The organism is Pseudoalteromonas tunicata, assembly GCF_002310815.1.
Taxonomy (GTDB): Bacteria; Pseudomonadota; Gammaproteobacteria; order Enterobacterales; family Alteromonadaceae; genus Pseudoalteromonas; species Pseudoalteromonas tunicata.
In genome coordinates this window covers 445,476-470,114 of the sequence record NZ_CP011032.1, presented here as the reverse complement: position 1 = coordinate 470,114, position 24,639 = coordinate 445,476, and the positions used below count along the sequence as shown (strand labels likewise).

The 24,639-nt window shown below is 41.1% G+C and carries 21 protein-coding genes and 1 pseudogene; 7 read left to right on the top strand and 15 right to left on the bottom strand.

Going from position 1 to position 24,639, the window contains the following annotated elements:
* Positions 1 to 38: 38 nt before the first annotated feature.
* Entirely contained in the window at positions 39 to 713 is a 675-nt protein-coding gene (locus tag PTUN_RS02145) for a DUF2461 domain-containing protein (RefSeq protein ID WP_009838041.1), read from the bottom strand.
* A gap of 82 nt (positions 714 to 795) precedes the next feature.
* On the opposite strand from PTUN_RS02145, the gene gorA reads away from it, so the two are divergent.
* Positions 796 to 2,157: a glutathione-disulfide reductase gene (gorA, locus tag PTUN_RS02140; RefSeq protein WP_009838040.1), complete on the top strand. Its 1,362-nt coding sequence runs from the start codon at positions 796 to 798 to the stop codon at positions 2,155 to 2,157.
* Positions 2,158 to 2,476: 319 nt separating this feature from the next.
* Positions 2,477 to 2,686, top strand: coding sequence for a transposase family protein (locus PTUN_RS22550; RefSeq protein WP_083781270.1), 210 nt, complete (start codon positions 2,477 to 2,479; stop codon positions 2,684 to 2,686).
* A 182-nt stretch (positions 2,687 to 2,868) separates the two neighbouring features.
* Here the strand turns inward: PTUN_RS22550 and PTUN_RS02130 are convergent, their stop codons facing one another.
* The 14 genes from PTUN_RS02130 to PTUN_RS02065 form a co-directional block, all read right to left on the bottom strand.
* Positions 2,869 to 3,609, bottom strand: coding sequence for a pteridine reductase (locus tag PTUN_RS02130; protein WP_009838039.1), 741 nt, complete (start codon positions 3,607 to 3,609; stop codon positions 2,869 to 2,871).
* Between the two features lie 12 nt (positions 3,610 to 3,621).
* Complete coding sequence (locus tag PTUN_RS02125) at positions 3,622 to 6,798, bottom strand: efflux RND transporter permease subunit (protein ID WP_009838038.1); 3,177 nt, start codon at positions 6,796 to 6,798, stop codon at positions 3,622 to 3,624.
* Positions 6,799 to 6,842: 44 nt separating this feature from the next.
* Entirely contained in the window at positions 6,843 to 7,919 is a 1,077-nt protein-coding gene (locus tag PTUN_RS02120) for an efflux RND transporter periplasmic adaptor subunit (protein WP_157579377.1), read from the bottom strand.
* A gap of 21 nt (positions 7,920 to 7,940) precedes the next feature.
* On the bottom strand, positions 7,941 to 9,173 hold the full coding sequence (locus tag PTUN_RS02115; protein ID WP_009838036.1) for an MFS transporter: 1,233 nt from the start codon (positions 9,171 to 9,173) through the stop codon (positions 7,941 to 7,943).
* The gene (locus PTUN_RS02110) at positions 9,167 to 10,315 is read right to left on the bottom strand and encodes an aminotransferase class I/II-fold pyridoxal phosphate-dependent enzyme (protein ID WP_009838035.1); all 1,149 of its coding nucleotides are present in this window, start codon (positions 10,313 to 10,315) and stop codon (positions 9,167 to 9,169) included. The genes PTUN_RS02115 and PTUN_RS02110 overlap by 7 nt, the downstream gene beginning before the upstream one ends.
* A 163-nt stretch (positions 10,316 to 10,478) precedes the next feature.
* Positions 10,479 to 11,900 (bottom strand): chorismate-binding protein, encoded by a 1,422-nt coding sequence (locus PTUN_RS02105; protein ID WP_009838033.1) that lies wholly within the window; start codon positions 11,898 to 11,900, stop codon positions 10,479 to 10,481.
* Between the two features lie 11 nt (positions 11,901 to 11,911).
* Positions 11,912 to 12,676, bottom strand: a complete 765-nt coding sequence (locus PTUN_RS02100; RefSeq protein WP_009838032.1) for an SDR family NAD(P)-dependent oxidoreductase — start codon at positions 12,674 to 12,676, stop codon at positions 11,912 to 11,914.
* 21 nt (positions 12,677 to 12,697) lie between these two features.
* The gene (locus PTUN_RS02095; protein ID WP_050760026.1) at positions 12,698 to 13,366 is read right to left on the bottom strand and encodes a cyclase family protein; all 669 of its coding nucleotides are present in this window, start codon (positions 13,364 to 13,366) and stop codon (positions 12,698 to 12,700) included.
* Positions 13,367 to 13,394: 28 nt separating this feature from the next.
* A complete protein-coding gene (locus PTUN_RS02090) occupies positions 13,395 to 14,774 on the bottom strand; it encodes an aldehyde dehydrogenase family protein (protein WP_096035232.1) in 1,380 nt (459 codons plus the stop codon).
* Positions 14,774 to 15,850 carry a class I adenylate-forming enzyme family protein gene (locus tag PTUN_RS02085; RefSeq protein WP_009838029.1) on the bottom strand — a complete coding sequence of 359 codons (1,077 nt, stop codon included), beginning with the start codon at positions 15,848 to 15,850 and terminating at the stop codon, positions 14,774 to 14,776. The genes PTUN_RS02090 and PTUN_RS02085 overlap by 1 nt, the downstream gene beginning before the upstream one ends.
* Before the next feature lie 12 nt (positions 15,851 to 15,862).
* Positions 15,863 to 17,101, bottom strand: coding sequence for a 3-deoxy-7-phosphoheptulonate synthase (locus tag PTUN_RS02080; RefSeq protein WP_009838028.1), 1,239 nt, complete (start codon positions 17,099 to 17,101; stop codon positions 15,863 to 15,865).
* Positions 17,102 to 17,129: 28 nt separating this feature from the next.
* Positions 17,130 to 18,320, bottom strand: a complete 1,191-nt coding sequence (locus PTUN_RS02075) for a multidrug effflux MFS transporter (RefSeq protein ID WP_040643791.1) — start codon at positions 18,318 to 18,320, stop codon at positions 17,130 to 17,132.
* A gap of 2 nt (positions 18,321 to 18,322) precedes the next feature.
* The gene (locus PTUN_RS02070; protein WP_009838026.1) at positions 18,323 to 19,564 is read right to left on the bottom strand and encodes an ATP-grasp domain-containing protein; all 1,242 of its coding nucleotides are present in this window, start codon (positions 19,562 to 19,564) and stop codon (positions 18,323 to 18,325) included.
* A gap of 13 nt (positions 19,565 to 19,577) precedes the next feature.
* On the bottom strand, positions 19,578 to 20,240 hold the full coding sequence (locus PTUN_RS02065; protein ID WP_009838025.1) for a Coq4 family protein: 663 nt from the start codon (positions 20,238 to 20,240) through the stop codon (positions 19,578 to 19,580).
* A 409-nt stretch (positions 20,241 to 20,649) separates the two neighbouring features.
* Between PTUN_RS02065 and PTUN_RS22085 the strand changes: the two genes are divergently transcribed.
* From PTUN_RS22085 to arsJ, 5 genes and pseudogenes are all read left to right on the top strand, one after another.
* Positions 20,650 to 20,793 carry a hypothetical protein gene (locus tag PTUN_RS22085; protein ID WP_232284993.1) on the top strand — a complete coding sequence of 48 codons (144 nt, stop codon included), beginning with the start codon at positions 20,650 to 20,652 and terminating at the stop codon, positions 20,791 to 20,793.
* A gap of 222 nt (positions 20,794 to 21,015) precedes the next feature.
* Positions 21,016 to 21,359, top strand: a pseudogene (locus tag PTUN_RS22545) (DUF4277 domain-containing protein); the annotation flags it as partial.
* Positions 21,360 to 21,483: 124 nt separating this feature from the next.
* The gene (locus PTUN_RS02045) at positions 21,484 to 22,293 is read left to right on the top strand and encodes a metalloregulator ArsR/SmtB family transcription factor (RefSeq protein WP_009838021.1); all 810 of its coding nucleotides are present in this window, start codon (positions 21,484 to 21,486) and stop codon (positions 22,291 to 22,293) included.
* A gap of 39 nt (positions 22,294 to 22,332) precedes the next feature.
* On the top strand, positions 22,333 to 23,343 hold the full coding sequence (locus PTUN_RS02040) for an ArsJ-associated glyceraldehyde-3-phosphate dehydrogenase (RefSeq protein ID WP_009838020.1): 1,011 nt from the start codon (positions 22,333 to 22,335) through the stop codon (positions 23,341 to 23,343).
* 2 nt (positions 23,344 to 23,345) lie between these two features.
* Positions 23,346 to 24,593, top strand: coding sequence for an organoarsenical effux MFS transporter ArsJ (gene arsJ / locus PTUN_RS02035; protein ID WP_040643790.1), 1,248 nt, complete (start codon positions 23,346 to 23,348; stop codon positions 24,591 to 24,593).
* The last annotated feature ends 46 nt before the right edge of the window (positions 24,594 to 24,639 follow it).

Genomic DNA, 24,639 nt, shown 5'->3' with positions numbered 1-24,639 from the left:
TAAAAACAGAAATTGGGGCAAACTCAGCAATTACAAGCCTAAAACGGCTGCTCAAGCGCAAAACATAAATAGGCCATGAGTGGCACAGCTAAGTTAAAACGCTCAGCCACCAACTCAGGCAAATGTTCACTACACACTTGCTGCTTAGTTAACGGGCTGATTGCGATAAAATCTTTTCGTTTCAGTTCAGCTAATAATGGGTGCTCTTTTTCAAACCCTCTCGGAGGGCGCTGCAGACTCTCGCCCGACATAGCAAACACGTCACTAAAGGATGAGTTAAAAATCGCTTTTTTATAACTATTTGGGTTTTCATCGATGCAATGGCGAATTTTGTTTAGCGGCTTTGAGTCAGGGCGCCAAATCCCAGCACCAACAAAACACTCCCGATTAGAAAGATGGAAATAAAATCCCGGCGCATGCACATCTTTACCCAAAAAATGGCGAAACTGAATACCGATATTCATTTTGTATGGACTTTTATCTTTACTAAAACGCGCATCGCGCTGAATACGCATTAAACTGCCACCCACTTTTTTATCGGAGGCAACAAAATGACTCGATATAGCAGAAATTGGTGCTTGCATCTGACGAATAAAGGCTAAAGCGGGCTCTCGCACCGTATCTTCATACCGGGCTTTATGCTGATTAAACCAATCGCGCTGATTGTTTTGTTCAAGCTCGGCCAAAAATGTGAATGTTTTTTCACTAAACATAGGTCAACCTTATTTATTCTTGCTTTTATTTACTTAATGTTATGCTATTGGGCATTACATTCAAAACGGTTAAGGAAACAAAATGGCTCAACATTTTGATTATATTGCAATTGGCGGCGGTAGTGGTGGTATTGCATCTGCAAACCGAGCGGCCATGCGTGGTGCTAAAGTGGCACTAATTGAAGCTAAACACATGGGTGGAACTTGCGTCAACGTCGGTTGTGTACCAAAAAAAGTCATGTGGCATGGTGCTCAAGTTGCTGAAGCAATAAAACTATACGCCCCTGATTACGGTTTTGACGTAGAAATTAAAAACTTTAATTGGTCTAAATTACTTGAAAGCCGCGAGGCCTACATCGGCCGTATTCATCAAGGATACGACAAATACTTAGCGAGCAACGGTGTAACTGTTATTAAAGGCTTTGCTAAATTTGTTGACGAAAAAACCATTGAAGTAAACGGTGAACACTACACTGCGGATCACTTTTTAATTGCAGTAGGTGGCCGCCCAAGCATTCCAAATATTCCAGGCGCTGAGCATGGCATTGATTCAAATGGCTTTTTTGAATTAAAAACCCAACCGAAACGCGTTGCCGTAGTCGGTGCTGGCTATATTGCCGTTGAACTTGCAGGGGTATTAAATGGTTTAGGTACTCAAACGCAACTATTTGTGCGCCAACACGCGCCACTTCGTAGTTTCGACCCTTTAATTGTCGATACGTTAAAAGAAGTCATGGCGGCTGAAGGCCCGCAATTACACACCCATGCCACACCATCAAAAGTAGTTAAAGAAGCTGATGGCAGCGTTACCCTGCATTTAGAAAATGGCGAAAGTCACAATGTTGACCAACTGATTTGGGCTATTGGTCGCCACCCTGCAACTGATGCGATTAACATTCAAGCAGCGGGAGTTGCCCTAAACGATCGTGGTTATGTGATTGTTGATGAATACCAACAAACATCTACCGCCAACATTTATGCTGTAGGCGATATTGTGGAAGGCGGCGTAGAACTGACACCTGTCGCAGTAAAAGCTGGCCGTATGTTAGCTGAACGCTTATTTAACCAAGCGATGCCTAATGCAAAAATGGATTACAATTTAGTCCCAACAGTGGTATTTAGTCATCCTCCGATTGGCACCATTGGCCTTACCGAGCCTGAGGCAATTGAACAATTTGGTAAAGACGATATTAAAGTTTATACCTCAAGCTTTACCGCGATGTACACCGCAGTAACGCAGCACCGTCAACCGTGCAAAATGAAACTAGTTTGCCAAGGCCCTAACGAAAAAATTGTCGGTTTACATGGAATTGGCTTTGCGGTTGATGAAATGATCCAAGGCTTTGCGGTTGCGATGAAAATGGGCGCGACCAAAGCAGATTTTGATTCAGTTGTGGCCATTCACCCAACAGGCTCTGAAGAATTTGTTACTATGAGGGGTTAATGTAGAAAAGATACATATACACCTCTTTAAATTCTGTTAAATTTTAAAAGCCAACGATACTCTTCAATACAGTTGGCTTTTATTTTGGTTAGATAATACAGCTCAGCTGATATTTACATAGAATGGGATCAAGTTGTAGAGCAAGATCCCAAACTTTACCTTGACTTAAAAGTATGAGCTTATACTCCTTTTTTAAGGATCACCTCATCCCTGATATTCAGCTATTTAAATATTTCGAGTCAATCGATGACCCTCGCCAACAAGGTTAAATTGTTCATAAACTATTTGATATCATACTCTTAATTGTTAGCGCTGTTGTATCAGATTATCAGGCTGGGAGGATATTGAGGATTATTGCCATGATAGATTAGATTGGCTGAGAAAATATGTTTCTCTTGAACAAGGGATCCCTCGCCATAACACAATTGCCGGTTTAGTGAATCGTATTGACATGATGCACTGGGAGGGCGCAAAAACAGTGGGGGGTCATTATTTACTACAGAAAAGAACAAGGCAAAGTAAGCAATGATTTGTATTATAGATACTATCTTGGTTCAGAACACTTAACGGCGAAAGAACTCGCGAGCTCAGCAAGGCAACATTGGCAAATAGGAAATGGGTTACATTGGCGTTTAGATGCAGGATTTAAAGAAGATGAATGTCGAATTAGGCGCTAATCGTTTAGGCAAAACTTACAGCGCCTATACCAAATTAAAGTGCTTTCCCGCCGTCCACATTGAGCACCTGACCCGTCACATAATCCGCATCAAAGGCAAGAAAATATGCTGCTTTAGCAATATCCTGAGGATGACCTTGCCGTTGTAATGGGATTTGGGCGAGCCTCCACTGCTTTTCAGGCTGACTCAGCGTACAATCCGATGGCCATATAATATTACCCGGAGCTATCGCATTACTTCTCACATCTGGTGCGAGTTCTTTGGCTACAGATTTGGTTACACTGGCTAGGCCTGCCTTCGCCGCGCAATACAACATATGGTCGCGAAGCGGTGACTGCGCATAAATATCCAAAATATTAATGACACAACCTCCACTGGTTTGGAGTGCTTTGGCAAATGCCTGAATTAGTAAAGTGGGCATGATCAAATTACTATGCAGTAGTGCTTGCGCATCATCGACCGTGGCATTGCCAATTGGCGTTGGGAAAAAGCTTGATGCGTTATTTATTAACACATCGACTCGTCCCCAATAAGACTCAACTTCGCGTTGAAACAGCCTGTATTCCTCATGACAGGCAAACTGTCCACACAACGCTTTGGCGCTATTAATACGTCGACGGTTCAACTCACCTTCAAGTTGCAATGCTTCTACTTTAGAGCTGTGATAGTGAATAACGACGTTACAGCCCTTGTGATGGAAATATTTACATAAGTAGGCACCCACTCTTTTCGCTGCACCTGTTATTAGAACAACCTTATGTTCAGCTGCCACCATTATCCCCTCCAACTAAAAGGTCGTTTCGACTTGATTCGTAACCGCATTAGTCGAGTCAGTAATACGAGCTTTTCTATACTTTTGCTGTAGCTCCAAAATTAAGATCAACAACGCAGGCATAAAAAATAAAGTAATGAATGCCGAAAATAAAATGCCACTCAGGACTATTACGCCAAGACCACGGTACAACTCAGTACCTTCACCAGGGATAAAGACTAAAGGTACCAACCCGAAAATAGTAGTCAGTGTTGAGATCAGAATAGGTCGATATCTTGAAAATACTGCGTTTTTCACAGCTAAGATAGGATCCACATTATCACCAACTAAGTTGCCACGCACCTTATCAACAATGAGAATTGGGTTGTTAATAACTACACCGAGTAAAATCAAAAAGCCGAGCATGGTGATCATATCAAAGGGTTGCGCGCTAACGGAAATACCCAAAGTCTCTGCAAGCGATGCAATAGTATTGAGCAACGCTAAACCAAAAATACCGCCAGCTATTCCTAATGGCACAGTCGATAAGATCAGCACAGGAAAACCCCAATGCTTAAAAATCACCACTAATAATAAAAAAGTAATCAAGGCCGCTACTAGGAAGTTTTTCGACAACGACGCTTGTGTTTTGCTCAGTTGGTCCGCTGCCCCCGTAATTGATACTTTCAGATCTCCTGGTACGCCTTGCTGCCCCTTCAAAGTAGGAATAAGCTCATCTCTAACCTTAATTATGGCACTCTCAAGCGCTACGTTTTGAGGTGGTACAATACGAACAGTAGCGGTCCTAAAACCGTCAATTCTGCGGATACTCGTAGTACCCATATGCTTATCAAAATCAACTAAAGCCCCAAAGGGGACGGATATACCCTCTTTAGCAAGATATGGCACAGCTTCTAAATTTTCTAAGACCGTTGGCTGTGATAAGTTGCCGTACAAGTAAATATCCACTTTTTTATCGTTAAGAAATATCTCATCGGCAAAAACACCGTCTACCATTGCAGCGCTAAAGTAGTTTAGGTCTTGGCTATGAATATCGAGTTCGGCAAGCTTTTGCCAATTAGGCTTTATTTCCACCAGCGGCTGATCAAGTGTCAACGCCGATGGCTCGGAGCGGATCTGTGCAGACTCAAACATCTCCTCAGCAAGCGATTTAGCTATGGAAGCACTCTCGTATAAACCCTTTAAATCTGCTGTTGAAATATCAATATTGACCGCCCTAGATCCCCCATCATTACTGCTGATGATCGAACCTCTTGATGAGAATGCAGTCATTTTTTCATATGATTTAAAATAACTGGCTAAGCTTGTCATCATCGCTTCTAAATCTTGAGCACGTGTTGGTTCGGTGAGCACCCACATCCTCTCTGCAGAGACACTCATCAGTACATACTTCAATGAAGGTATAGACACGTCTCCTTTGTCAAACAATTGCGGGTTTTGTCCCTGATGACCTTTAAGTTTTATTCTAACTTCATTAGAGATCTCTTGCATACGAGTAAAACTGAATCCTGGCGGAGCAAACATAAATGTAAAAGCTTTCGGCTCTTCACCTGCGGGTAAATACTCGGACGGCGGAGTTTTAAAGGTGATAAACCATACAGTGAACACAAGGATGGCCGCAACACTTAAGTTTCGATACAACGGGCGATGAAAATAACGATTCAGTACCCTGAATATTTTAGGCACTTTTGTCATTTTCACTTTTGACACTTTTACCTCAAAACGTACATACAACACGGGCAAAACCAGCAATGCCACTACCATTGACGCTATAATCGCGCTACAAATAGCAATAGCAATGTCAGAATATAGCTGCCCAGCTTCTTGCTTAACAAACGTAACAGGTAAAAATGCCAAAACAGTAGTGAGTGTTGAGGCTACCACCGCCGCCGTAACGTCTTTAACGCCATTAAGCGCTGCATTTATTTTATCCATGCCATTTTGACGACAACGTTCAATACTCTCCAGCACAACAATACTATTATCGACTACCATTCCAATTGCAAATGCTACACCAGCTAATGAAATAACATTGATTGTACGACCAAATAGGTGCAATCCCAAGAAGGCCGCCAAGGTACAGATCGGAATACCTACAAAGCCAATGACAAACGACAAACGAGTACGCAAAAATGCATATAAAATAGCAATAGCCAGAATTGCGCCTATCGTCAGGTTCACCCATACATTTTTTAAACTGCTTTGCACATACTTTACATCATCGCCGATGATTTCCACGCGTAAACCAGCGCTCTCAAGTTGCTTATTCAATGATACAACCGTCTCTAAAACACGATGCTTGATGTCGATTACATTAGTGCCAAGATTACGATACATAGACAACGTGATGTTGCTCTCAGCATCAAAATAGGCAAGCTTTCGATGTTCAAAATTGCCAAGACGAACGCTGGCTACATCTTCTAAACGAACAATAGAGCCATCGACGCTTTTCACTACCAGTGCTTTGAGTTCCTCTATGCTCGTGAAACGGCCTGTAGTTCGAATAAAAAACCGCCCTTGATGGTTTTCGGTATCACCAACTGACATATCACGGTTTCTTTGACGTATTTTTTCTCTGATATCGGTCACAGTTAGGCCTCGTTGGGCCAATCGATAAGGGTCGAGTTCGATTTGAATTTGCTTTTCTTCACCACCACTGACGCCAACTTGTGAAATACCCTCAACCCGCTCTAATTGCGGCCTAACAACATCTTGCGCAAAGTCTTTCATATTGAGCATATCAATATTTAGTGGGTTACCCGCTAAAGGGATCAAACTGAAATACATGAAGGGTTCATTGGCAAACGTATTGCCAATGACTTTTGGTGCATCCACGTTTTCGGGGTAATCTGGCACTTGGCCAAGCGCGTTACTGATATTAATCATTTGGTGCTTAATATCAGTACCAAAAGGGAACTCTAATATAATCTCCCCCTGCCCAACTTGTGCATTACTGGTCATTTTTAGCAGATTTGGCAATGAACTTAAGTACTTTTCTTGTTCCATTAAAATAGATTTTTCTATGTCTTGGGGCGTTGCACCAGACCAATAGGTGGTGACCGTTACGTTTCTCTGCTCAAGACTTGGCACCATTTGTACCGTCGTATTACTTACTATTGAGATCCCGACAACAAGGTAGAGTACTAACCCTGCAAAGAGCACAATTTGATGTTTAAATAATTGTTTTAGCATAGTTTTTATTACTTATAATTCGCTTCTCAAAAGATGCAGCTAGCTTACAGTGATACCGGATTTGTGAGTTGTACTTCTTGTTTATCTGCAAGTGTTTGTACCATTGACGCAATAACCAGGTCAGTTGAATTCAACCCACTTAACACACGAACTTGGTTATCCTGCTCTTTGCCAAGTTTGACAAGTTTGCGCTGTGCGTAGGACTTCTCCCCTTCTTTTTTCATAATAAATACACTGGCCCCTCCATCTGGGTGGTGGACTATTGCGTTATCGGGTATGAATAATCCTAAATTTTGGCTATTGGGATCATTGATCAATACAGAAACAGATGCGCCAGGGATAAGCGAAGGGTGAAGCTCTGCGGCTTTGATACGTACTAAAAAGGTTCTTGCTTGCTTATCGAGGATAGGGACCAACTTATCAATTTTCGCATCTAAAGTAATCACTTTGTTACTTTCTAGTCCAACGCGTAACGCTTTTTTATTGTGTAGCAGCTCATACTGACGCTGTGGGATGTAAGCATCTATTCTTAGCTCACTCATAGAAGTCAAAGTAAGCGCATGATCTCCAGAATCTAGCCATTGCCCTACTTCCGTCGATTTGACTTCAACAATACCAGAAAATGGCGCCCGAACATCGTAGCGTTTTAGTAATGCTTGTTGTTTTTCATAATGCGCTTTTGCAGATGACAACAAAGCTTTATGACTCGATACAGCCAACTCTCGCTGCGCAAACTCTACCGCCGGAAAGTGACCATTTTCATGCATTTTTTTGCTTTCTGTATACAACAAAACAGCCTCTTCGAGCAAAATCTTTTGATTATCCCAAAGCGCCTTGAGCCCTCGAAGTGTTTCTATTTCCACTTCCTTGTCTAAAGTTATCAACAAGTCACCTTTTTCCACGCTATCACCTGGCTCAACATGCACAGTTTCCACTAAGCCCGACACAGAAGAAGAAAGCTCAGCCCGCTTCAAACTGCTGACAGTTCCAGGATATCGCAGCTGATTAATTACCATTTTTTCAGCGACAGGCACTACCGAAACAGAGCTTCCTTGCGCGCTTGCCATAAAACCAATTCCCAAAATTAGGTAAAATGAACATAACAATTTAAACTTTATCAACTCTTTACTCCTTGACAGATACTAATCTTGTAAATCAACTAAGTTTGCACTCATCACCCGAGAGCGTGCTGCAAAGTAGTACAATCCTCCAGCTAATAAACTAACTGTGCCTGCAACCTCTAAAGCGACAACTCCCGAAAAATACTCTAAAGTAATACCGCCCACTATAGGACCAATAAACCGTCCCAAAAAAGACAACTGGAACGCACCAAAATACATCCCTTTCATTTGTGGCCCCGCTAATTGATCAGTGAGAGAGGACTGGTTTGGTGCTATTAGCACTTCACCAAATGTGAGCATCAACACTCCAAACAACATTAGCGCAATATGAATATCAACAAACGCCAGTAAGATATAACCACTACCAAATAATCCGCAGCCCAAAGCAAGGGACAATTCTGTACTTAAGTTTTCTTTTGATTTATATATTGCCTGCAGCACAATCGCCAAAACAGTGTTCATGGTCAGCGCCCATGTATACAAACTCACCCCATCACTACCACGCTGTGACATAAAAATAGCAAAGGTCGACATCAGTTGACTGCCGGCAAAAGCCACGAGCATGCCGCAACTCATATGCAATAACATAGCGCGATCTTTCAAGGTAACCGAAATTGACTCAAACAAACTAGGAGTTGAGGATAACGCCGGTGGAGTATTCGTTTCAGCATTAACTTTAGTACTCAGTACTTTTAATAACACCAATGCAAACAGGAGATAAATAGATGCAGTACTTAAAAAACAAATATTTGCATCAACAATAAAAAAAGTTCCACCTAACAGAGGTCCAAAAGCATAACCCAAATTGTTAAAAATATGGCGCATCTTGAACACATCCATTTTGTGTTCTTGCTTGGTGTGTTGTGACAACAAACTCATGGCTGCTGGTAAATATAAGGACCGAAAAAGCCCTCCAACCACAATAAAAAATGCAAATCCTATTAAGCTATTAACCAGAGCATAGCCCGCAAAACTCAAAGCTGTGCCAAATATGGAAAGCAAGCAAATTTTGCCCGGACCTATCTTATCAGCCAACCAACCGGCAAGAGGACTAATAAAGGCGGTAATTAAATGCGGCAAAGATAATAAGATACCTACTTCAATTGCGCTAACACCGTCGATCTGCAGCAGGTGCATCGACAAAAACGGCAAAGTGAGAAACAAAGCAAGGGCGGCATTTGCGCCACCCACAAGCAGCAACTTAGACAATAAGTCTAAGTTGCTAAAAGTGCCCAACCATTTATTTCTTAACAAGATAACTCCGCTAAAGCAGCTTTCCAGCTGCCCTTAGAGGCATTAATTTGTTGCTCGTCTATCGTAGTACTGATGCGAAAATACGCTGGCGCACCATATAAGCTACCTGGCACAACAGCCACACCATGCTTGAGCAAAGTCGATATCCACAACCCGCTATCGTCAATAGGAGATTTAGCAAGTAAGAAAAGTCCACCTTTTGGTGCACAGTAACTAATGTTAAGCTCATCTAAAATAGCCACTATTTGGTCTTTTTGTGCTTGATAATATTCAATTGACACGGTTTCATTTAAACCCTTTAACAACGCTTTTTGTGCCAAAGTCGAGGTATTCACAAACCCCAAGTTACGGATCATTGCGCCCAGTTTATCTTGCAATTTAAGCATGCGATAATTAGGTGTGGTTTCAATATAGCCGATACGGATCCCTGCAAGCCCCAAATCTTTTGAAAAAGAGACTACTCGGATACTGTGTTCATAAAAATCAATAATAGAAGGCACTGATGCGCTATCGTAAGTCACTCGGGCATATGCTTCATCAGAGATAACATCAATTTTTTGTCCATGCTGTGCTAACTCAGTAAGCTTTTGTGCCAATTGTGCCAACTGCTCTGCAGAATAAATAACCCCGCTAGGATTATTCGGCGAATTAAGTAAAATGACCTTCGTTTTTTCATTAATCGCTGCAATAACATTATCAATGTTCAGGGCAAAATCTTCATGCGCATCAACAGGCACATAATGTGCTCCCGCATTTTCAATGTAATGTGTATATGATGGAAAATACGGTTTTACTCCTATTACCTCATCATCTTGCTGTAACAACGCTTTAAACAGTGCGCATAATCCACCAGCAGCACCGGGCACAATGGTTATATCTTGTGCAGTCACGGACCAGTTTCTCTGTGCTTGCAGGTTTAGATCATCGGCAATTGTTTGGCGTGTACTCAACAACCCTTGACTTGGCGCATAACCAAAATCTTCATTGCGAGCACTATCTACTACAGAAATCAAAATCGACTTCATAGCATTACTCACTCCCAAATTGGGGTTGCTCAATGTAAAGTCGAACATTTTTTCGCCGTTATTTCTGGCTTCTTGAAGCTTATTTAAAATTGCTTCCATTGGATTAGAAGTTTGCATTTATTTATCCTTGCTTTACTTTGTCCTTCTTTGAGAAGCTCAGCCATTCCTCATTCCCAGTTGCAATGGCATCAAAGTCCTCTTTAGATAACAACATCTACTATCACCATAGTCGTTGCGGCTGGTTAGCCTCACTTCTCTCAATGAACAAATTCACAGTATTTTAGGTACGTACAACCGCACTTAGAAATGGGGCCATCTTATTATCAGTTTCCATCCATTCATGGAATGGATCGGCCCCTTCAATAATACCGCTGCCCGAGTATACGATCACAGTCTGCTCATGCAGCTTTGCAATCCGTATTGCCAACGCAAAATTAGCCGAATCCTGTAAATTAAAGAACCCAAATGCGCCAGCAAAAAACTCTCTTTTGAAAGGCTCAGCTCGTTCAATGCGTGAAGTGCTTTCTTTAATTGGTACACCCCAAATGGTTGCTGGTGGATAGATGCTACATAAAATATCAAATATGGATATCCCCTCATTGACACGCCCTCTGATGATACTTTTCAGATGTTGAACATAACCTAGGTCAATAATATTTTTAGACTTTTCTAACTTCACTGAATTGGGCTGACAATACTGAGACACCGACTTCAAAAACAAATCCACCGCCACACGGTGCTCTTCATTTTCTTTTACACTCTCAACCAATTCTTGGCGAAACTTAGCTGCAGTACCTGAAAACTCAGACCCTTTACGTGTGCCAGCCAAAGGCTCCACGATTACAGTTTCTAAATGCTTTTTAATCAAGGTTTCGGGCGACACACAGACCCAGCTTGGCTCATCGGCCCACTCAACAATAATGTCATATGTATTAAAACGTTCATTGTGTACATGATTCAATAACTGAGTACTCGTCACTGGCGCGTAGCTAAATAAATGACGTTTTCGACCTAACACCACTTTATCTTTTGATCCACTCACATCGTTAAGCAACTCAACCAAATTACCTATGTATTCTCTACACTCTGGCACTTTCTGATCGTTAATAATTCCAATCGGTTTGGCCAATTTCATGGATGTTTCAAATTCATCTAATGATAAAACGTCTTGTAAAGAGCTTAATAATAAGTCGTCCCCATAAGCGAGGCATGATTGGCCTTGCACATGAACAATGAGCTCCGCCAAAGTCGCACGAAAAATCATGTCCCCTTCATAAGCTTGATTTGAAGTAATACACTTCCACCCCCCCAAAAATGGTAAAGCAGAAATATCACCTTCAAAATAGTCTCCAAGATAAGGTTGTGACGCTTGAATTAAGGCCTTTAAATGGCAAAATAATGATTCATAAATGCTGCTTGCTGAGTCACACAGCCCGACCTTTTGCTCAAGAACGACTTTTTCAGCAACCTTAAATGTAAATACAGCGTGACCATCATATAAACGACATTGATACTCTGCATTTTGACCTAATGCTAAATAACTTTGATACTCTCCTTGCTCATACCATCCAAAAAGACACGAGAATTGAGCATGTTGTTTGCTGTAATGACCATTGAGCTTATCGAGTAAGTACAATGCGTGTTTACGTAATGGCACAGAGCTTTTAATATTAAAGCGGCCTTCCTTATATTGTTTTTTCATTACTATCCCTGTTATGACATGTATAAGCCGCCGTTCACATCACTGATGGAACCGCTCATATAATTATTCTGATCACTACCTAAAAAACACACCATTTGTGCAACATCTTGAGGCGTACCAAGGCGTTTGCATGGGAACTTTTGCAAGTCAACTTGAACTTGTTGAGGAGATTTTTTATCCCAACCTGCTAGGATCCGATCTGTTGCAATAACCCCAGGGCACACGGTATTTGTCAAAATGCCGTATTCACTAAACTCATCCGCTAACTTGCGAGTTAAACCCAGCAATGCTGATTTAGCTGCACAATACTGTGCGCCCACCGCGGGTAACGGCTTTCGTGCCGCAACAGAAGAGATCATTACGATGCGCCCCCAATTAGCCGATTTCATTACAGGGATCATGAGTTTGCTTAATGTAAAAGCAGGCTTTACATTAAACTCATAAGACGAAATAAAATCTGACCAATCATGTGCTAGAAACTGATTAGTCGTCATATCTGAACCACCTATATTATTCACCAACGCAACCTTTGCATCTGCTTCAAACGCAATACCTAACTCACCCAGTGAGCTAGGCTGTTCATTCACCAGATCACACACCACAGGCGTAAATGCGCCAGTTGAACCTTTTAGCTGGTGTTTCAGCGTCAACAGCTTATCTTCATCTTTATCAATACCATAAACATGTACACCCATAGCCAGATATTGTTTTACACATTCAGCGCCAATGCCACTTGCTGCACCGGAAACTAGTGCAATAAAAGGTTGTTCCTTCATGTTAAAATCCTTCTCGCGTGACTAAAACTCAATAGCCACTGCACGAACTGGAGACGCTTCAACATTCTTAATGCTGATTGGCAATGCAAAGAACCATGCTTTATCTGAAATAGACCCCAAATTAAACAGGTATTCACACAATAGGTTACAACTAGAAAGTAGCGTTTTATGTACTACAAAATTCTTTTCACCTGGTTTTTCTGTTTGAAAATCAATGCCTACAAATTGTGGTTTTAAGTTTGCAATTTCCTGCGCGGCTTCTTGTGTCATGTAGGGTGAATTCCCCCAAAAACCCTCTTCTCCCCAATGTCTGTCGTTATAGCCCGTATTCACTAACACAATGCTATATACATTCGGATCATAACCAGCTAATGCTTCAGACATCTGCTCACCTGTGATTGCATGACTATCAGGAACATGTTGCAAATCAACAATAAATGGTTTGCCAAAAAACTGCTCTAGTTCATAACTATCAATTGTTTTTCCATCACTAAAAACGTGATCTGATGTTTCAACGTGAGTGCCGTTGTGGGCGAATAATTTTAGTGATGTAAAGCGTCTTTTCCATTGTGCCTCAGGCATCGACGCTGGTTTAACTTCTTCGAAGTCAAATTCGGGGAACCAAGGCGCTTCGTATTTGGGCATGCCTTTATGAAATGGTACTGATAAATCAACAATGTGCTTAGTCATAATATTTAAGTCCTGTTCTAATATTTTTTTAATTTGATCTTGCGATTCCCACTTTTTCAAACAACTGTTCGTAAAGCGCGCCATCATGTGGCAGATTGGATGTGCTATATGTAGTTGGCAAACACCACAAGAGTTTGCGTATGTTATTGAGTTGAGCCAATCGCTCAAACATATCATTATCGTTTGACAACACTGACAATGATAAGGAGTTTCGGAGCTCAGATTCACATTGCGCTGATTGCAACAAAGCTATCGGTGCTGGCACTTCAAAATCAACAATACTACCTGGCGTGACCTTGAACACCCACGGCCTAATTGTTGCCGTACCATCCTCAAAATCATGTAGCAGTATCAGTGGGTTAATATTAAGTTGACCACTATCAGCAAGCTTTGTGGCAATATAGTTGAGGATCCGCTTTGCTCTGTCTATCTCATAGACACACAACTGACTATTACTGCTTTGTAACTGGACATCAAACCAAGCACCCAAAGACGCATTCACGCTCGCATGAAGAGAATTGACAAATCCATCCTCAGTGGTGTTCACTAAAATTTGGCTCAAGTTTGTGCACTTGATGCCTCCATCAGCTACAATCGAACGACATATGCTATCTATGCTGTCATTGGGTTTTTTAGCATAATAGGCGGGCTCTAACCAAAGCTTCGAATACCCAGGTCCACGCACAATCACACCTGATTTTGATCCAAACGTATCAACGATATCCTGTCCACCAAAGAACATAAGTCGGTGTTCTTTACTGAGTTCGACAAGTTGCGCGTTAATCTCGCGTTTGCCTGGAATAAATGACACTTGCCCATCCAACATACCCGCTTTTTGTAGCGACAAGATCAAACGGTACGACGTAATTGGGTCAGAACTGGATGGCTTTAACAACACCTTATAACCTAGCGCCATAGCGTTAAGCCATACGGTATTCACACCTGGGTGGTTACCCGGCAAAATACAAGTAAATATAGTGCCAAATTTACGATGGAAAGTACCATTTAGAGCATGAGTTGATTGCACTGAATACTCAAAGCCGGCACTGTGTTTTTGCTCTGCTATCACATTTGAAATATTTTTCATGAAACTGCTAATATCATGAAGCGATTCAAGAATGACACTTTCGGCCAACCCATTTATCGCATGTAGCTGCTTAACATATCCCTTTGGGCTTTGACCTGCCAAAATATCATTGACAAATATATCTCCTGCTTTGTAAATACATGCCAATAAAGCCTCTAATGACATATTGGATGCTTTTTCTAGGGTATTAAAGGCATGATGAAGCATCAACGATGGTGCCATACTTAAACTAAGGCACGCTTCGCCTTGAAGGGTACACACCTCCATCCGCTCAGCGGAGGTGTATGTACCCTGGGGCAAAATAAGGTCAATCAGTTCCACTAATACACACCTTCTGTGATCGTTAGTTGCGTATTCGGCATAGGCCCGACATTGGTTATACCGTGCTCTTTAAACTTGCCCGCAGGCTTCACACGTTTCGCGTAATCACGCTCCAAAGTAAATGGAATGAGCATTTCAGGCGTCAACAACGAGACTGCTATTTGTCCATACTCACCGTAAGGAACGTCGACAACGCCATGCTCATTAAAGAACTGCACATGGCAATAAGGCGAATAGGTTTGATAAACATACAAGTCTTCATCTTCAGGCTCAGCTGGGCGTTGAGGTGCAATTCCCATCATGGTGTTGCCGTACAGTCCCATGAAGATGCAGTCAGGAAAATAAAGCTCTGTGATCAGCCGGTAGGTTTCCGGACTAATTGAAGTGCCGGCCCAAATAATAAACTTTATTTTTTTCTTGAATGCGTCATGTAGCACTGGATCTTTGCAGATAGATTCTAAAATAGGCGGCGTCACAAACATCACCGAGATATTCTGTGTTTTAATCAAATCGAACGCTTGTTCCAATAAATGTGCTTTGTATTGCTCGACTTGTTCGATTTGCTTATTTAATATAAGCTTTTTAACCCAGCGAGGATCAAAGTCGACTTGAAAGCATAGACGTTGGTTTTGTTGAGCTAAAGCTTTCATGGTGCGACCAACAATATGTGGACCTGTAGGTCCGATATGCAACCAGTGCCCTTCAAAACTTTGATTATATCCATGCATTTCTAAACATGACTGCACAAAGTTCAACGCATGCTTACGTGAACGGTGCTCAACGATTCGCTTTGGATTGCCAGTTGTCCCACCACTTTCAAAGATATGAAAATCATTTAACTGATCAAACATGGCTTTTGGGATCAAGTCTTCCATTGGCAATGTTTTCCAATCGCTAGAAACATCGTCAAATAATTGTAAGTCAGAAAAGCGCTTTACATCACTAAGCGGATCGAAAGCCAGATCAAAGCGCTTGTTTAGCCAATAGCGAGAACCTGTTTGCTCATTAAAGTGCCATCGCATCGCCGCCTCAACAACTTCTTCTTCTGTCGGGGTGAGTGTTAAAGATTCATACATAGACAACACAGCTTAACTTCCTTTTTTTGAATGATTAATAAAACAACTCACCACATTAATGGCTTGTTCAAAATTGAGTCGAGGGTCGCATTGCGTTTGATACGCTTTACCCAAGTCCACTTTTGCCATTAGGTCACAGCTATCCGCACACTCATAAATATTATCGGGTGACGCTTCTAAGTGCAGACCAGCAAAATAACAATGATTCTCTCGCAAAATTTGACTAACTTGTTTCACTTCGGCTTTGATTTTGTCGAGGCTTCTTGTCTTCACACCCTGAGCATTTTTTACCGTGTTCGCATGCATAGGATCAGATACCCAGATGACCTTATGCCCTTTGCTTTTAACTTGCTTGATTAAGTTGGGTAATACTTCACTAACTTTATCTCCCAAACGTAATATCAACGTTACCTTACCAGGTACATTGCGAGGATTGAGCACAGTGCATACTTGATCTAAAAGCGCAGGGGTCGCACTTGGACCAACTTTGATACCAATCGGGTTTTCTATGCCACGATAAAACTCTATGTGTGCACTGTCTTCAAACAAGCTTCTCATACCCACCCATTGAAAATGTGAGCTCAAGTTGTAATACCCGTTGCTATCTTGACATTGTTGAGTTAAAGAAGATTCATAAGGTAAGTGCAACCCTTCATGTGAGGTAAACAGTGTACGATTTGCGTGTTTTTCTTGCGTGTAATCGACTAGATGTTCATGCACCATTTGCGACGCTTTGTACGCCCACAAAATACGCTGAAGCTGAGGCTGTCTTGCCCAAATATTAGGAGCATAATCGTTAAATATTTGCCCCATAAATGAGTACATTGTGACACCTTTTACTTCCTCTGTGAGGCTCGTTCTGGGCTTAGCAAATTGCCCCCCCATGCGGCCTAATGTGACAACGGGCTTGTTTGATAGAACCTGCATGTAATCTGAGATAGTATTTAAAAAATCAAACTTATCTTTAAGCGCAATTTCGTTCATATCTTCAAATAGCTCGACGCAATCACCGGCTTGAAAATACAGTTTTTTGCCTTCGTAAACGTCTACGAGCTCTTCCTGTAAACGCTGTACATCAGCAACAGTAACCAAAGGTAACATGACTGCTTCTTCATTTAAAAAGCGCTTATAATCTTGTTGGTCGTATATTTCATCATACCAGTCTGTTTTATCTTCCCAGGTGTACGGCGACCAAATAGATTTTGATGTAATTTGGCAATCCTGATAATCAAAGTTTTTAAGCTTTTCCATATGATAATCCTTATTTATATTAATCTAACTACTGCGAAACAGTTTTCAACGCATAGTTATATTTAGAAACCAACCATATAAACCATGACAACACACTTAGAGACACTAAAGAGAACGCCAATATTAAGTGCGGAGGAAAGTCCAAAAAAGTAACCAATACACTTGCAGAACCAGCAAACACAAATCGAATAAAACCATTAAGCGCTGAGGCACTTGCAGCCTTATCACCAAAAGGCTCCAACATCAGTGAGGTAGCGTTCGGTAAAACGATTGATATACCTACTGAAGCTAAAGCCATTGGGAGCAATACAAGCTCCATTTTAGGCTTCATGTACATGCCCAACAGAGCCATTACAACACCACCAGAAATTAAGAGTGTTAATCCCAGAGTAATAGAAAATGAATGTGTTTTAGTTTTTGATAATTTGATAGATAGCTTCGAACCGGCGAAAAACACCAGCGCATTAAATGCGAATATAAAACCAAAATCATTAGAGTTATAACCCAACTGATTTATGAAAATATGTGGTGACATTGAAATAAAGCAAAATAAAGATGTAAATGCACACATACCAATTGCAGTAAATACCACAAAATCTCTATGGCATAGCATCTCTTTATAATTTAATAGTAATGACTTTATTTTATAGCTATTTTTTTGCGCGAGTGTTTCTGGTAACTTTACTGTCACTAATAACAATATAATAAATGACAGCACTGCCAGCAGTAAGAATATATAACGCCACCCCATGGACTCACTTAGCAAGCCACCTATTACTGGGGCAATAATGGGTGCTAAGGCAACGTACATGCCTATCGTTGCCAATACTGTTGCCCGCTCATCCAAAGAAAACCCATCTCTGGCGATCGCAAAAGCGCTGACCACGCCAGTACAAGCACCTGCACCTTGCAAGACTCGGGCAAACATAAGCGTATTAATATCAGCGCTAAAGATGGCCACCAAACTGCCTAAAATAAATAAGAGTAAGCCAACATACAGGACTTTTTTCCTACCATAATTGTCGGATAAAGGACCAATAACCAATTGAATGAAAGCAAATGAAATCACAAATAATGAAATGGTCATTTGCGCTGAGGTCACCGATGTTGCTAACTGTTCACGTATTTGCTCTAACAAAGGCAAATAAATATCCAGCGAAAAAGCGGGAATGGCAGCCATCAATATCAGCAAGTAAATGGGTATTTTCTTGTCAGTCATGATCAAGCTTCCAATAGATACATTGTGGCTTCCAGTTCACGAATTTTGGCAAAGTCCGCTTCCAAAACTGCTTTATCTTCATGCACTAAAAACATAAGGCCAGGCTGGCTAAACAGGTCGACGGTTTTTGGTAGCACTTCACCTACATTTACGTGAAAAGATACACTTTCGAACGCAGGCAGTGCTTCGATTTCTTCTTGATGTGCCAAACCGAGCAATTTCCCTTCTTTTCGTGATATTAGTGGGCAAATGGCCGCATGTTTGTGGAGCACATAATGACCGTTACTCGACGTATTAGTTAATTCCTGTTGCAGCATTAGCTGGCTTAGAAGCTGGACTTGTCCCCTACCTAGAGATTTTTGTGCCAACTCAGAAATACCAGCCCCACAAATGCGCGGATTAAGTTCGACCAATTTCGGGCCACTATTTGTCAGCATGATCTCACAGTGAGATGCTCCAAAAACTACACCAAACTCAATTAATACATCTTTCGCATACTCAATTAGAGACGAAAATTCAGCAGTGCTTGAATCAACCAATTCACACTTTTCGTAAACGATTGACCCTTCAATTTCTTCTTTGTTATATCTCCAAACATCGCTGATGATGTGAGCGCCATTTTTTGATACTGTGTTTACGATATATTCTGTACCGTCGAGATACTCTTGTAGCAAAACAAGGTCAATATTGTGGCCAAGCTGATCTTTATGACCAATGATCTCATCGTAAAACTTACAAATATCAGCTTCACTGTTACACACTCGAACACCTTCACTCCCTAAGCTTTCAAGCGGCTTGATAACAACTTTCGAGAAGTTTTTTCCCCTAAACCAAGAGATCAAATCACTCAACGAATCTGAAGCTATAAATTGGGCACATGCCAACCCTGTCTCTTGTAACCTCAAATTCATTTGATACTTATTTAAGCGCTGTGAGGCTAGTGCAACCACATTTTGTTCAAGACCAAGTGCAGCTGCAAGTCTGTCGCATAACTCAACCCCTGATTGGATACCAGGCACCACCGCAATCGGATCATACTCTTTTAGCGCCTCGACGAGATTGTTAAAGTTGCCATCAAATGAATATTGAGCAACATAGTCATCCGCCTTAAATTTACTGACACCAATCTTTAGTTCATCACTCGTTGAAACGTGGATGCACTGAATGCCTGCTTGGGTAAATTCATTTAAAAATGACGTACCACTCAAATAGCCGTTAACAATAACGCAGGTTAAATTCTTCATAAAAACCTCTGTATCAAAACTCTGACAATTGCATACTTACCGCTTCAACATTAAGCTCTTTACGAACATCCGCCAAAGGAACATCAAGCATATTTTCCCATTTCTGGGCCAAAAAAAGCTTTGCTTTACGGCCCTGTAAGTAACCACCAATGAGAGGGTCTAGGTATTCATACATCGAATCTTCAAACTCCAAGGTTCGTAAAAATGCCAAGCTACAGAATAGTTTTGAGATCGGAGTTTTAGTTTGTGCAGCCTGAAAACCTTGAATAGCTAATTCTCCAGGCATATTTGGTGGCACCCCCAACGCTACATGAAAGAAATCATGCGTCGCTCTAGCACGGTGGGCAAAATAAGTTTTATCATCTTCGATCACCACCTTTTCTAGTCCATCAATAGATAAACCATTGTTTTTCATAAATGTACCGAACTCGTACCCAAGTGTGTCTTGTGGCATTTCACATAACACCTCTAAGGGAGGAAGAATTGGTAGATATCGTTCTTCAATTAATGCTTTAACTCCGGGATCTTGTGACACCGATTCGTAGTAATCGACTAGGTATTGAGTTTTGTTGATGTAGTTAGAGATTTGAATTGAACATTCAACACCCGGTGCTTCAATGTATTGTTTGATGTGAGGCGCTGCGCCAAAAATTAACGAATATAACTTTGTATCCATGATACCCTCTTTGGTTTACCCAATTTAGGCACACAAATTATCAGCGTTACTTTTAAAGGTCAACAATTAAAAATTTACAAAATGTAAGAATATGTGAAACACAAGTGCAACACACGAGAAACATAAAAACCACCTTATTAACAAACCTAAAAGCTAGACGACTTAAACAAAAAAAACCTTTACTTATAAGTACATAATTTAAAAAACCAAGTTAATTAGATAAAAAATTCAAATGTGTATATTTACACATTCAAAATTGGTTAAAAATGAGGTAGCGTATAAAGCAGTTACGTATAATTCGTAATAATATGATTTATATAAAAATATCGTAAACACCAGCGAACCGCTCCTAGTATCGACAATCCAACAACTTGAAAATACCTGCTCTATGATAAATTTGGAGCCGGTGATGAAAACATACAGAACAAAAGCACAGTGGCAACAACTCCTTCAGCAACGCTGCAACTTCAATGGCACTAATATTGAATTCTGCCAATACCAAGCCCCCACATCATCACGCTTTATTCAAACGATGACTGAAGTCTGCGTATAAACTCAGCAAAATACACTGCAGTTTGATATCCGCACAGGCAAACTCACGTTACCTGCTTATTTAGCAACGACCGATATCGTTGGGGCTAATGGCATGAAGCTGTCATTCCGCTCCTAGATAATGAATTTAATTTTTTTGGTATTCGAGCATTCTCTGCATTTGTTAAAAACACCTTGACGCGGATCACCAATTTTGATCTATTACTCTCTTTTGAGCGCTAAGATTTATGTTTACCCTTATACCAAAACACTCGAACATCACGGCTTGGTCGCTGGCTTCGGTCATACTCTAGGTTTTGCAGACATCATTGATAATGCATTAGGTGGCATATCTTGTGAGCGTAAGGTGAGTTGTGGCCAATTGGTCACTGCCATGACTCTCAATGGTATGGGTTTTACCGGCAGCACATGTATAGTGAATATTTTAAAGACAAGCCGTTAGACCGCTTAATTGACGAAGGTGTGCTGGCCGAGCATATTATTGACGATGCCCTCCGACGGAGTTTGGACACGTTGTATGAGTATGACATATCCAAGTTGTATCAGCAGTTAGGTGAACCATTTATTATTTCGGAAACTAGCGAATCCTGATTTAAGTTGGTGATCATTTTTATTTGCCTGACCCATTTACATACGAATATATATATATAAACTATTTCATATGTATTTTTAAACTGTGTTGCGTCTCACTATGAATGCAAAAAAAACCGTATTATTTTTATGTACCGAGAACTCTGCTCGCTCACAAATAGCCGAAGCATTATTGAGAACTAGAGCGGGTGATTTGTTTGATGTTTTTAGTGCAGGCACTCATCCAACCGAAGTTGATTCTCGTACGCTTGATGCACTGACACAATTTGGTATTAAGAATACACACCTATTAGCAGCAAAAAATGTTCAGCAATTTAGCAATAAAAAATTTGATTATGTGATCACCCTTTGCAATTTAGCCAGCGCTGAATGCAATCACTTTCAAGGTGCTGACCACCAGCTTGCTTGGGACTGTACCGACCCAAAAACACGCATCGATTTACAGCCGTTTTACACCACGCTGCTTGAAATTAATAACCGTATAGCGATGTTTTTACACGGCGAGGGATATTTACCTAAAACTAATCCAACGACTTGCTCAGCACCTGCTAGTATAGCTGTTGACCCCTTGCAGTTTTATAAAGCATTAAGTGATGAGATACGTCTAAAAACCTTAATGCTTACGCACTATCATGGCGAATTATGTGTATGTGAGTTAATGATTGCACTGGGGCAAGATTGCCAACCAAAAGTCTCTCGCAATTTGGCTATATTAAAAAAAGCGCACATTATTTCTGACCGAAAACAAGGTCAATGGGTGTTTTATCGCATTCATCCTAATTTACCTCTCTGGGCTAAAGCCGTCCTGGCTGAAACCACCCAGCACAATATCAACCAACTTTTACCTGATTTAACCCGTTTATCACAGATGGCTAATCGACCAGATAAACAAAATTTATGTAACGTTTAACTACTCACTCAATGTAATTAACTTACTAGGAATGAAGACATGACTATAAAAATTGGCATTAATGGTTTTGGCCGCATGGGGCGATTATCAATGCGCGCCGCGTTTGATTGGCAAGATATTGAAATTATCCAAATTAACGACCCTGCTGGCGATGCCGAAACACTGGCGCATTTAATGAATTTTGATTCGGTTCACGGTCGCTGGCACCATGAAGCAACCCATCAAGACTCATCTATCGTAATCAACGGCAAACCCATTTTATGTAGTAAAAATAAATCCATTAACGATACCGATTGGTCACAATGTGATGTGGTAATTGAAGCTTCAGGCAAAATGAAAACCAAGACTTTACTCGATGCTTATTTAGCCCAAGGTGTAAAGCGCGTTGTGGTTACGGCCCCAGTGAAAGAAGAAGGAATTTTGAATGTTGTAATGGGTGTCAATGAGCATTTATTTGATAAAGAACACCACCCAATTGTTACCGCAGCATCTTGCACTACCAATTGCTTAGCCCCCGTCGTAAAAGTCATTCATGAAAAAATTGGTATTAAACATGGTTCAATGACCACCATTCATGACATCACCAATACCCAAACCATTTTAGATGCGCCGCACAAGGACTTACGTCGCGCCAGAGCGTGCGGCATGAGCCTAATTCCAACCACCACAGGCTCGGCAACCGCAATAACTCATATTTTTCCTGAGCTCGCGGGTAAATTAAACGGCCACGCTATTCGTGTGCCGCTTGCCAATGCATCGCTAACTGATTGTGTTTTCGAAGTCGCTAGCCCGACAAACGCGCTAGAAGTTAATTCATTATTACAAGAAGCTGCAAACAATGAACTTAAAGGAATTATGGGCTTCGAAACCAGACCCTTGGTTTCGATAGATTACAAAACCGATCCTCGTTCAAGCATCATAGATGCACTTTCAACCATGGTCATTAATGAAACCCAAGTAAAACTGTATGTGTGGTACGACAATGAGTGGGGCTATGCAAACCGTACCGCTGAACTTGCACGTATGGTTGGTTTGGCTGATAAGGTGTAACCATGTTAGGGCTGTTTTCCTTTAACAAATCCATAGCAAGCCTGTCGGTTGCCATGCGCCAATACTTGCTGATAACCGCCAATTACTGGGCCTTTACTTTAACAGATGGCGCACTACGGATGTTGATGGTGTTGTATTTCCACCAGTTGGGTTACAGCCCGCTTAATATCGCCATGTTATTTTTGTTTTATGAAATTTTTGGTGTAGTGACTAATTTAGTCGGTGGTTGGCTTGGCGCTAAACTCGGCCTTAATAAAACAATGAATATTGGCTTAGCATTACAAATTATTGCTCTGGTTATGCTGTGCGTGCCAATTGAAATGCTCAGTATTATCTATGTCATGGCCGCACAAGCATTAAGCGGTATTGCAAAAGATCTCAATAAAATGAGCGCTAAAAGTGCCATTAAAGTACTACTCCCCGAAAATAGTGAAGGTAAATTATATCAATGGGTTGCCACACTAACCGGATCTAAGAATGCGCTAAAAGGTATCGGTTTCTTTTTAGGAGGGGTATTACTTTCAAATCTGGGTTTTCAAGGTGCACTATGGGTAATGGCAACTGCACTGACTTGCGTATGGCTCTTGAGTTTACTGTTACTTAAAAGCGATTTAGGTAAATCAAAAAATAAGCCTAAATTCAGTGAGTTATTTTCAAAAAGCCCGGCAATAAATGCGCTCTCTGCGGCTCGCTTATTTTTATTTGCTGCGCGAGATGTCTGGTTTGTGGTTGCACTACCGGTTTATTTAGCGATGCAATTTAAGTGGGATCATTGGTGGGTCGGTGGGTTTATGGCGTGCTGGATTATTGGTTATGGCATTGTGCAAACCTTAGCTCCCCGCTTTACAGGTAAAACACAAGGGCTGTTACCGACAGGTAAAACTGCTTTTAAGTGGGCGGTTTATTTAAGTGTGCTTCCTACATGTATTGCCGTTGCGCTCATAACCGATTTCTATCCCGAGCAAAGCTTAATTATTGGTTTATTAGTATTTGGTGCTATTTTTGCGGTTAATTCGTCACTGCATAGCTACTTAATTGTCAGCTATGCAGACCAACAAAACGTCTCGTTAGATGTCGGGTTTTATTATATGGCGAATGCGATGGGTCGGTTGCTTGGTACTGTTTTATCCGGTTGGGTATTCCAATACGCAGGCTTGCAAGCATGTTTATTGATTTCAACATCATTTATTGTACTTGCAGCCATAATATCGACCCAGCTTCCCAATAAAAACGCTAATTTAATCCTATAGAAAAAAGGCACTTAACATTAAGTGCCTTTAAGTAACTTAAAATCGT